Annotated in this window: 7 protein-coding genes; 5 read left to right on the plus strand and 2 right to left on the minus strand. The window is 39.0% G+C overall.

Going from position 1 to position 9,629, the window contains the following annotated elements; genetic code table 11:
* Nucleotides 1–233: 233 nt before the first annotated feature.
* A complete protein-coding gene (locus JW841_04355; protein MBN1960155.1) occupies nt 234–1,661 on the minus strand; it encodes a sigma-54-dependent Fis family transcriptional regulator in 1,428 nt (475 codons plus the stop codon).
* Between the two features lie 251 nt (nt 1,662–1,912).
* Between JW841_04355 and JW841_04360 the strand changes: the two genes are divergently transcribed.
* Complete coding sequence (locus tag JW841_04360; protein ID MBN1960156.1) at nt 1,913–2,710, plus strand: hypothetical protein; 798 nt, start codon at nt 1,913–1,915, stop codon at nt 2,708–2,710.
* A 13-nt stretch (nt 2,711–2,723) separates the two neighbouring features.
* Here the strand turns inward: JW841_04360 and JW841_04365 are convergent, their stop codons facing one another.
* A complete protein-coding gene (locus tag JW841_04365) occupies nt 2,724–3,659 on the minus strand; it encodes a branched-chain amino acid transaminase (GenBank protein MBN1960157.1) in 936 nt (311 codons plus the stop codon).
* A 187-nt stretch (nt 3,660–3,846) separates the two neighbouring features.
* Here JW841_04365 and JW841_04370 point away from each other — a divergent pair, with 187 nt between their 5' ends.
* The 4 genes from JW841_04370 (at nt 3,847) to sufB (ending at nt 9,620) form a co-directional block, all read left to right on the plus strand.
* The gene (locus JW841_04370) at nt 3,847–4,749 is read left to right on the plus strand and encodes a LysR family transcriptional regulator (protein ID MBN1960158.1); all 903 of its coding nucleotides are present in this window, start codon (nt 3,847–3,849) and stop codon (nt 4,747–4,749) included.
* A 100-nt stretch (nt 4,750–4,849) separates the two neighbouring features.
* On the plus strand, nt 4,850–7,432 hold the full coding sequence (locus tag JW841_04375; protein MBN1960159.1) for a PBP1A family penicillin-binding protein: 2,583 nt from the start codon (nt 4,850–4,852) through the stop codon (nt 7,430–7,432).
* A 190-nt stretch (nt 7,433–7,622) separates the two neighbouring features.
* A complete protein-coding gene (locus JW841_04380) occupies nt 7,623–8,153 on the plus strand; it encodes an Rrf2 family transcriptional regulator (GenBank protein ID MBN1960160.1) in 531 nt (176 codons plus the stop codon).
* 24 nt (nt 8,154–8,177) lie between these two features.
* Nucleotides 8,178–9,620, plus strand: a complete 1,443-nt coding sequence (gene sufB, locus JW841_04385; GenBank protein MBN1960161.1) for a Fe-S cluster assembly protein SufB — start codon at nt 8,178–8,180, stop codon at nt 9,618–9,620.
* Nucleotides 9,621–9,629 lie beyond the last annotated feature (9 nt).

The raw sequence follows: 9,629 nt of genomic DNA on the forward strand, positions 1-9,629 counted from the left end.
GTTGTTATTCAGGCCTACAACATAGCGTTGATAAGTTTTATTGGTTACAAACTGCTTGGCGGTGATTTTTTTCTTCGCCAGCTTCTTCTCGTATGGCAATATATGCTTCACATTTGAACGACGGCGCGCAAACAAATTTTTTTACCACACGAGAAGAAGCGTTAACTGCTTTGCTTGAACAGCGAAAACAAGAGTCATTGTCCAATGATAATAAATCCCAATAATTTAATATTTTAATTTTTGCTGTCTGGGTCACGTAATCCCAATTCTTTCATTTTGTTTTGTAATCCTTTACGACTAATACCTAGGATTGCTGCTGCTTTAGTAACATTACCATTAGTTTCATCGAGTGCTTTGACAATAAGATCGCGTTCAATTTCAACGGTAGCCTGCTTTACTATATCTTTCATAGTAGTGTTGCCACTATCGATGGTAGGCATGTTTATGGTTTCGGTTTTAAAGGCAATATTAGGTATACTTGGGGAACTAAAACGGTACTCTAATTGCTTAAAATAATCGGGTAATTCTTTTATTTCTATTTTGCTACTTTCACAAAAAAGCAAAGTACGCTCAATTACATTTTCAAGTTCGCGAATGTTACCAGGCCAAGAATATAAACTGAGTCTTTGTAGGGCTTCTTCACTAATGCCGTTCACATTTTTATTTAATCTTTTGTTGTATTTTTCAATAAAAGCTTGAGTCAGATAAGGGATATCTTCTTTACGCTCGCGTAGCGGTGGCAACGCAATTGGTACAACATTAAGCCGATAGTATAGATCTTCACGAAAACTTCCATCTTCAATTTGCTTAACCAGGTCACGATTTGTTGCAGCAATAACTCGCACATCAACTTTTATGCTGCGAATGCCACCGACACGTTCAAATTCACTTTCTTGCAGAGCGCGTAAAAGTTTAACTTGCATAGCTGTCGGTATTTCAGCAATTTCATCAAGAAATAGCGTACCGCTATCTGCAAGCTCAAAACGTCCAGGTTTAGATGATATTGCGCCAGTAAAGGCCCCGCGTTCGTAACCAAAGAATTCACTCTCCATGAGGTCTTTTGGAATTGCAGCACAATTAACTTTTATAAAAGGTTTGCCTTTGCGTAGTGAATTATCATGAAGTGCAGAAGCGACTAATTCTTTACCGGTACCGCTTTCACCAGTTATGAGAACTGTCGAAGGGGTGGCTGCAACCTTTTCGATAACGCCGTAAATCTCACGCATTCGTGATGATTCACCAATTATTTGATAACGACCACCTGAATCACCACTATCGACTAGGTGCGTTTGTGTAATTGAATGCACAGAAGCTGCTTTACGCACAGATAGCTTTAATTCATCGCGATCAAAAGGTTTAGTGATATAGTCAAAGGCGCCTTCTTTCATAGCGCTTACTGCAGTATCTACACTTCCGTGAGCAGTAATGACAATAACTGGTAAACTGGGATCGATGGTTTTAACTAAACGAAGCAGTTCTAAACCATCCATACCAGGCATACGCAGATCTGTGATTAGGATGTCGATATCATTTGAATTAAGAACATCTATAGCAGCTTCACCATTAGCAACCGCTAAGGTTTCATAACCCTCACGTTTTAATAATGCACACAGAACTTTGCGCAGGTTTGATTCATCATCTGCAATTAGTACTGTAGTCAAAGTTAGTCACCTTATCGAATGAATAGTTTACGAAAATCTGTAAAATCATTTGGCAATACCCCTATAGTTTCAAGAAGGGAATACTGGACGATAATTTTTTATTTTAAAATGCTGCTGATTGTTTAGCGAAAATATTTAACTGTAAGCGTTTTGCAAAAAATTATTGAATAATTAATAGTTATAGTGACTCAGTAAATTCAGTCGTGATAGACTTTGTATCAAGTCGTTTATGGCCAATAGTGGACGATGATATGCAAAAAGAGATTAAGCCTGAAAATGAAATAAAGCCATCGAATAACGAATTGCTTGAATTTTTGTCTAATGTACCTGCGGTTTCACAAGATAAAAGTATTAAATCAAGTTCGGTTTCACAAAAAGATAATCATATTGAATCAACATTAACTGCTAAAAAAGAAAGCAAAATTGCGAGTATCCATACTGCTAAAGATAATGCTAATAATTTGTTATTGTTACAAAAGCGTAAATTGACTTTGCCAACGTTTCAAAAAAACTTTAAATATTCAAATGATGGTGTTCTGGCAAATCATTTCAGGTGGATGAATTTGATGTCAAATAATCAGCCCACACCTAATGATTCACCTAAAGCAAAGAAGAAATCTATCTATGTTTTTACAGCAATGGTAATTACGCTTGTTTTGTTATTTGCAATAATTTGGCTATCTACTCAGAATTGGTCGATTTTTTCTTTAGATAAAAAGGGGTATAGCGCAGCAAATAGCAAAGCTAATAGCTCAGATATTAAAAGTGAATATTCTCAGCAAGCAGTTAAATATTATCATGAAGCAAATGCAAAATTAGCAAATCATAATCCTCAGGCCGCCATTATCGCTTTGAAAAGAAGTATTGATATTGATCCAAGTTACAGTCTTGCCTATCGTTCTTTAGGAATTGCCTACATGTTAATTGGCGAGGAAAATTCAGCAATAAATGCTTATGAAAAATTTATTGCACTTGCACCAGGGCATCGTGATGCTGCAAAAATACATCAATTGGTGACCGAATATCGCCGACGCACTATTGAGCGATAAGGTTATCAATTATTTATGAGGGTGTGTCCCTGATAAACGTCAGCCAATTATAATATTGACTAATACGACCGCGAACAACATCGGCGTAAGCTTGGCATAGAATATTAGTAATTGAGCCTGGAACACCTTCATTAATAATACGCTTATCTAAATGGACAATTGGTACAATTTCAGCAGCAGTACCAACAATAAATAATTCATCAGCAAGATATAAATCATCTCGCGTTAAGCGACATGGTGTTGTTTTTATGCCTCTATCTTTTGCTAACTTTACAATGGTATCGCGCGTTATTCCTAAAAGAGCTGCTGTTGGTTCTGGCTCAAAAAGGTGACCATCCTTAACAATAAAAACATTTTCACCGGTAGCTTCTGCGATGCATCCATCGTTGTCCAAAAGTAGTGCTTCATCATATCCATCTTCGTATGCTTCCATTTTGGCTAAGATTGAGTTTGCATATAACGCAGCTATTTTGGCTCTAGTTAGATGGGCATTATTAGAAGGTCGTCTAAATGACGAGATTTTAGCATTGATCCCATTTTTTATTGCTGATTTTCCTAAGTAGGCCTCCCATGGCCAAGCTGCTATTGCCACATGGACATCAACTCCTTGCACAGATAGCCCAAGTTTATTGGAGCCATAAAAAACGATTGGACGAATGTAGGCTTGTTCCAATTGATTGTGTTGTAATAGCCGTATTATTGCATCAGCTAGAATTTGAGTATCGTAAGGCATTGGCATACGAAAAATTTTTGTGGTATTCGCGAGACGACGCAGATGTTCAAAAAGACGAAATATTGCGCCACCATCATTTTCGGTGTTGTAAGCACGAATACCTTCAAAAGCACTAACACCATAATGTAGCGAATGAGTCATTACATTTGTAGTAGCTTGCTGCCAGGGAACAAATTTGCCATCATACCAAATGAACTTACTGTTACCGAAACTCATATGTTTTAAACCTCCAAAGTAGGTAGTGTCCCTGAATGTCTCCCGCCGATTTTTACGAATATTTACGAACATTTAGGAACATTCAGGGGAACATTCAGGGACACTACATAGTATTTTTTATTTGTAACATTCGTAAAAAAAAGATAAATAATAAAAATATATACATATAATTCGGAAATATCGAACAATGAATAGACTTCTTGCCATGCAAGTATTCGCACGTGTTGTTGAATGCGGTAGTTTTACCAATGCAGCAGCTTCATTGAAGATATCGCGTGCACGTACCAGTGAAGCAGTTCAAGATCTTGAAGCAATACTAAACACACGTTTGTTATACCGTACGACAAGACAATTATCGCTTACGGATGATGGGCGAGCATATTATGCACGTGTGCGAAGTATTCTTGCTGAGATTGATGAAGCTGAAAGTGAAATTGGCAAATCTCCAGCTAACATTCGCGGTCGCCTACGTGCGGTAATGCCTATTGCACTTACTAAGTTATTTGTACTGCCTATGTTACCAGAATTATTGCAAAAACATCCCGAATTAGAACTTGAAATTAGGCTTGAAAATCGTCGTGCTGAGTTGCTACGTGAAGGGTTTGATTGTGCCGTTACCTATGGTTCGCCATATGATCAAGAATTAGCTGCTCGTAAACTTGCCAAAACCAGGTTGTTAACTTGTGGATCACCAAGTTATTTTTTAAAACACCCATATCCGAATACCCCTAATATGCTTAATGAGCACAATTGCATATTAGTTATTGGACCACAGACAGGTGAGGCTACCCCATGGGAGTTTCAACATGGCCAAACGCGCATCATAGAAAAACCTATTGGTAATCTGGCATTTAACTCAATGGAAGCATGTATTGAAACAGCTTGTATGGGTCTTGGTTTAATCCAGGTGCTTTCATCTGTTGCTTTTGACTCAATCCGTCAAGGTCGTTTAATACAAATTTTAGCAGATTATACCTGCAATGGTCCGAGTTTATACTTTGCTTATCCGCCAAATAGGCAAGCTTCAGCGCGTTTAAGGATATTTGGTGACTTTTTAAAAAATGCTTTTTCGCAATTCGATGTTGACTAACACCTTTGTTAATAAAATAGACACAAACCCAATATTGCCCTATTAGCTAATAACGATAGACAATTGAGACGTACTTTACGCTATGCTATCGGCGAGTTTCATGGACAAAAATAGAGTTTTTAAATTTCGTATAGTTTCTCCGCAGCCACGTACCCGGTTTGGTCGGTTTCTACGTTTGGTTGCTTTAATAGCAGTAGTCGGAGTTTTTTTAGGTAGTGCAAGCATATTGGCCATCTATCTTAAATATGCGCCAACTCTACCTAGTTTTGATTCTATCGATGATTATCAGCCAATAGTCGGAACTAGAATTTATTCTGCAGATAACCAATTGATAGGTGAATTTGCACTTGAACGACGTGTGCCAGTATCAATGAATCGTATTCCGGTTTTGTTGGCAAAGGCTTTTGTCGCCGCTGAAGATCAGCGTTTTTATTACCATGGTGGGCTCGATTATATCGGCATAACTCAAGCTATTATTGATAAAATTATTCACCCAGCTTCTAAGCTTCGTGGTGCCTCAACTATTACCCAGCAGGTTGCAAAAAGTTTGCTTGCCACTCATGAAAGTTATGAAAGTGCTACAGCTCGTTCATTTACCCGCAAAATTCGTGAAGCCATTTTTGCTCGGCGTTTAGAAGGCGTGCTTAGTAAAGACCAAATTCTCTATCTTTACATGACCCAAATATTTCTTGGTCATAAGGCTTACGGTGTGCAAGCCGCTGCTGAACATTATTTTCGCAAAAACGTTTGGGACCTGAATTTAGCAGAAATGGCTACAATTGCCGGTTTAGGGCAACGTCCAAGTGATTATTCACCAGTTTCGAATAAAGAAGCGGCGCGGGAGCGACGTGGTTATGTGTTGCGCCGTATGGCTGAAGAAGGTTTTATCAGTGACGCAAAGGCAAAGGCAGCTAGCCAAGTAGACCTTAAGGTCTATCCGCGTGAAGAGTTATACTTAAAAGTTGCCCCATATTTTACTGAGCAAGTTCGTCGGGAACTGGTTGAGCGCTATGGTGAAAAAGCCATTTTAGAACAAGGGTTAAATGTTTATACTGCAGTAAATATTGAGTATAATTATTATGGTCAGCAAGCTATATTTCGGGGACTGCGAGCTTTAGATAAGCGTCAAGGATATCGTGGTAGTTTAGCTCGTTTAAAGACCGAAGCGCTTCGTGAAAAGTTTATCAGAAAATATCGTGATTATTTAGGTTTAAGTAAAAATGAAACGCTCATTTTTAATGCACAAAAAAATTATGTCGCTTTAGTTCGTGATATTTCAAATAATGGCTTTATCGCCACAGTAGATGTAGCTGGGAATATTGGTAGTTTGCCGCTGGCAACCATGCGTTGGGCGCGAAAACCTAATCCCATAATTCGTTGGGACACTCACCAAGTAATGAATATAAATGACGTACTTAAAGTGGGTGATCTTATCGTAGTGCACAAAGTAAGTCGTAATAATGTTCTACAATATGACATGACTCCAGCAATGCTTGCTGCTTTGCCTGCGGCAGGTAATTTTTTTGCATTAGAGCAAGAGCCGATTGCGCAAGCCTCGCTAATGGCAGTTGACCCAAGAACGGGTTATGTTTCTACGCAAATTGGGGGATATAATTTTGAGAAATCTACATTTAATCGTGCAGTGCAAGCATGTCGTGAACCTGGTAGCTCTTTTAAACCTATTGTTTATTCAGCAGCAATTGATAAGCTTGACTACACTGCATCAACAATAATCGAAGACAAACCAATAATATTCGATGATCCAGATAATGCAGTTCGTTGGAAACCTGGTAATGCGGGCCAAGAGTTTCTTGGGGAAATTACTTTACGTACAGCGCTTAAAGATTCTATCAATTTGCCAGCTATTCGTGTTGCTGAGGCTGTAGGTATTGAAGATATTATAAAGAATGCACGACGTTTGGGCATAACTACTCCGCTTAAACGTGAGTTAGGCACTGCAATTGGCTCATCTTGTACAACCCTTTATGATTTGATTAATGTTTACACTACATTGAGCCAATATGGTCGACGACGTGATGTGATTTTTATTCGTCGAGTTGTAGATCGTTATGGCAATATTCTTGAAGACCAAAGTGCACCAACTGATTCGACTTTAGATTTGGTCAGTAGACTTGATCGCAGTTACACCGAACTAGTAGCTCCTAAACGTCAAGCCCTTGATCCGCAAACTGACTTTTTAACCGTTAGTCTGCTTAAAAACGTTATAAGTGAGGGTACTGGTATTGGTGCTTCAAAGTTAGGGCAACCACTAGCCGGTAAAACTGGTACAACTAACGAATCCTATGACGCTTGGTTTTTTGCTTTTTCGCGTAACTTTGTTTCTGGCGTTTGGGTGGGCCATGATAAAAAAGAGAGACCCCTAGGTGTGAATGAACAGGGCGGAAAAACCGCATTGCCAATTCTTGTCGATTTTGCTGGTAAGGTTTTTAAAGATTACACTGTTAAACAGCCTACCAAAATAGAGCAACCAGATTTTTCGCCGCCGTCTGGAGTAGTACAAGCGACTATTGATGCCGAGACTGGTTTGCTAGCGCGCCCAAATACTATTCGACGTGTAAGAGCTTGGTATCGCCAAGGTTCTGAGCCTACTGAACAAGCTCCTGATAAAACCAAATTTAATCCTGATCAAGACGACCCTTATCGTATTGATACGCCTCTATAATTAGGGACATCCAGCTGTATCTGCATTACTTGTTATTTGATCCATCAGACATAACCTATTGGTGCTGGTGCCTGGCACCAATTTTTAGGAGCACCAATTTTTAGGAATACTTTTTATTAAACATCACTAAGTGTTATATTTTTTAATCTATATTGACAAATAAGTATAGAATTGCCATTTAATAATTATAATGCAATTATCATCACAAGAAGAATATGGGTTAAGATGTTTATTGCAAGTTGCACGTCATGAAGACTTAGAACCTCTACAAATAGCTGAAATAGCCCAACGAGAAGGATTAAGTTTTGAATATACTGCCAAACTCATGTGCAGTTTGAGGCAAGGTAGGTTGGTTATTAGTACTAGGGGGCAAAGTGGTGGATATCGTCTGGCACGCCCTGCATCAGAGATCTCTATTTGGGAAGCCGTAACTGTCTTAGGTGGCCCCTTATTTTCTGACGAGTTTTGCTCATCTCACCCTGGAAACCTAAGGGATTGTATACATTCTACAGATTGTTCAGTGCGTGCTTTATGGCGCTGGGTGGGTAATGAAATAAGTAAAATATTGCGGCATATTAGTTTGGCTGATATGGACCGCCACGAAAAACCAATGGGGCTTTGGCTAGGTAGCGATAATTTTTCAACAGTAACTAATGAAGAATTTAATAAAACTAAGGCTAATGATTTGGTGCAAATAGGCAAAATCGCACCCAATCAATAAAAACCAAACGCAAGAGAGTATACGATGAGTACCGCCAACCAAGCGGCTGAGATAGCGAATACAGAATATAAATGGGGCTTTGTCACTAACATTGATAGTGATGTTGTAGAGCCCGGGCTAAGTGAAAAAGTCATAGCATTTATTTCACATAAAAAAAACGAACCAGAATGGATGCTTAATTGGCGACTTGATGCCTACAAAAAATGGCTGCGCATGGAAGAACCCCACCACTGGGCCAAAGTCAAATATCCCAAGATTGATTATCAAGCAATTAGCTATTTTGCGGCTCCCAAACATAAAGAAGCGCCAAAATCGCTTGATGATATTGATCCTGAGATTAAGCGTACTTTTGATAAACTTGGTATTCCTTTAGAAGAACAGATGATTTTAGCAGGCGTGGCTGTTGATGCGGTATTTGATTCAGTATCAGTCGCTACTACTTTTAAGCAAAGGCTAAGTGATTTAGGAATAATTTTTTGTTCGTTTGCTGAAGCTGTACAAAAGCATCCAGATTTAATTAAAAAATATATGGGTTCAGTTGTTCCAACCGGTGATAATTTTTTTGCTGCCTTGAATTCTGCGGTTTTTACTGATGGCTCGTTTGTATATATTCCTAAGGGTCTTCGTTGCCCAATGGAGTTGTCTACTTATTTTCGTATTAACGCCCGCAATACCGGGCAATTTGAACGCACTTTGATTATTGCTGATGCTGGTTCACATGTGAGTTACTTAGAAGGTTGTACTGCACCGCAGCGTGATGAAAATCAACTTCATGCAGCAGTAGTTGAATTAATTGCCGAACCAGGAGCTCATATAAAATATTCAACCGTACAAAATTGGTATCCTGGCAATAAAGAAGGCAAGGGCGGTATTTATAATTTTGTTACTAAACGAGCCAAGGCAATGGCCGACTCTAAAATTTCGTGGACTCAGGTTGAAACCGGTTCAGCGATTACTTGGAAATATCCTAGCTGTATTTTACAAGGTGATAATGCAGTTGGTGAATTCTACTCAGTAGCAGTAACTAACAATCGCCAACAAGCTGACACTGGTACTAAAATGATTCATTTAGGTAAAAACACTCGAAGCACCATTGTCTCAAAGGGTATATCAGCAGGTCATGCACAGCAAACGTACCGTGGTTTAGTTCATATTGGGGCCAAAGCCGATGGCGCCCGTAATCGCTCAGAATGTGATTCACTACTTATTGGTGATAAATGCGGAGCACATACTTTTCCATATATTGATGTTAAAAACTCTACGAGTGATGTAGAGCATGAAGCATCCACAGCAAAAATTAGTGAAGACCAAATTTTTTATTGTCAACAGCGTGGACTGTCAGTCGAAGATGCAGTTAGCATGATTGTAAACGGCTTTTGCCGCGAAGTCATTCGTGAATTACCCATGGAATTTGCGGTCGAAGCACAAAAACTTTTAGGCATTTCTCTTGAGGGGAGTGTGGGCTGATGTTAGCAA

The organism is Deltaproteobacteria bacterium, assembly GCA_016931625.1.
Classification (GTDB): domain Bacteria; phylum Myxococcota; class XYA12-FULL-58-9; order XYA12-FULL-58-9; family JAFGEK01; genus JAFGEK01.

Coding starts and splice junctions, on each gene's coding strand:
- JW841_04370 (MBN1960158.1), top strand. CDS start 3,847: ATGAATAGACTTCTTGCCATGCAAGTATTCGCACGTGTTGTTGAATGC.
- sufB (MBN1960161.1), top strand. CDS start 8,178: ATGAGTACCGCCAACCAAGCGGCTGAGATAGCGAATACAGAATATAAA.
- JW841_04360 (MBN1960156.1), top strand. CDS start 1,913: ATGCAAAAAGAGATTAAGCCTGAAAATGAAATAAAGCCATCGAATAAC.
- JW841_04365 (MBN1960157.1), bottom strand. CDS start 3,659: ATGAGTTTCGGTAACAGTAAGTTCATTTGGTATGATGGCAAATTTGTT.
- JW841_04375 (MBN1960159.1), top strand. CDS start 4,850: ATGGACAAAAATAGAGTTTTTAAATTTCGTATAGTTTCTCCGCAGCCA.
- JW841_04380 (MBN1960160.1), top strand. CDS start 7,623: ATGCAATTATCATCACAAGAAGAATATGGGTTAAGATGTTTATTGCAA.